1 protein-coding gene is annotated in these 1,187 nt (G+C 27.2%); it reads left to right on the top strand.

What is annotated here, in order from left to right; genetic code table 11:
- Positions 1 to 145: 145 nt before the first annotated feature.
- A partial coding sequence (locus HMPREF9629_RS11215; RefSeq protein ID WP_009526483.1) for a GGDEF domain-containing protein occupies positions 146 to 1,187 on the top strand: 1,042 nt, incomplete at its 3' end.

Raw genomic sequence — 1,187 nt, 5'->3', positions numbered from 1 at the left:
TAAACAAAAAGTAAAAAATAAATATATTTATAGACAAACAGACTGATATTTTATATAATATGATGATATTGACAAAGAAAGAATATGATGCCTACCCTTTCACATCAATATATTATAAAAATTTATAATATAAGGAGAAATGCTTATGATTAAAACTACTATAAACAGACCCATGTATTTTTATCTTATGATATTTTGCCTTTTTATGAATTCACTTCTCGGTTTTGCACTGTTATACATAGATAACGATAACTTGGCATATTTTGTTCTTACAGCGTCAATTATTTTGTATATAAATATTTTTCACCCGAACAACACCCAAAAAAATGCATTTTTCATCTGTATGGTGATAACAACAACAGTATGTAGTGTAATAACAATAGTATTAGGATGGGAATACGGATTTCAAAACTGGCTGATAACATTTTGTTTTGTATCAATAACAGTACCGTTTCCCGACAGAAAAAGTTTTTATATATTAGCACTGATAGAATGTATAATATATTTCATACTGTATTTTTGGATAAAATTAGACCTTGCAAACAAAAATCTCACATTTTTGAACATATTTTTTGCACTCACAAACATAATAGGATTATTCGGATTCATAATATTTGCAGAAAGAATACTGAAATGGTCATTTACAATGGAAAAAGCATTTTTGAAAGACGAAATTGAAAAAATGAAAAACATGGTATATATAGATAAACTTACAGGATTGTATAACAGACATAAAATAGATATAATAATAGCCAATATAAACATAAATATAGAAAAAATAAAACAATTTTATGTAGTATTTTCAGACATAGACAACTTCAAGAAAATAAATGACCAATACGGACACGATGCAGGAGACAAGGTATTAACAACAGTATCAAATATATTAAAAAGAGAACTAAGACAAGACGATATAGCAGCAAGGTTTGGAGGAGAAGAATTTTTGATAATATTAAACGATATGACAAAAGACAAGTTAAACGATGAGAAAGCGTATAATATAATAGAGAAGATAAGAAGAAAAATAGAAAGTAGCTATATAGTATATCAGGGCAATAAAATAAAAGTAAGTATGACATTTGGAATGGTAAGCTCCGGAGGATATAAAGATGTAAGGAAGATGATAAAAGAAGCTGATGAAAAGATGTATATAGGAAAGAGAAGCGGAAAGAATAAAGTTGTGTTTG

Origin of the sequence: Peptoanaerobacter stomatis, assembly GCF_000238115.1 — a bacterium.
GTDB classification, from domain to species: Bacteria; Bacillota; Clostridia; order Peptostreptococcales; family Filifactoraceae; genus Peptoanaerobacter; species Peptoanaerobacter stomatis.
This window is presented reverse-complemented; position numbering and strand designations above follow the sequence as displayed.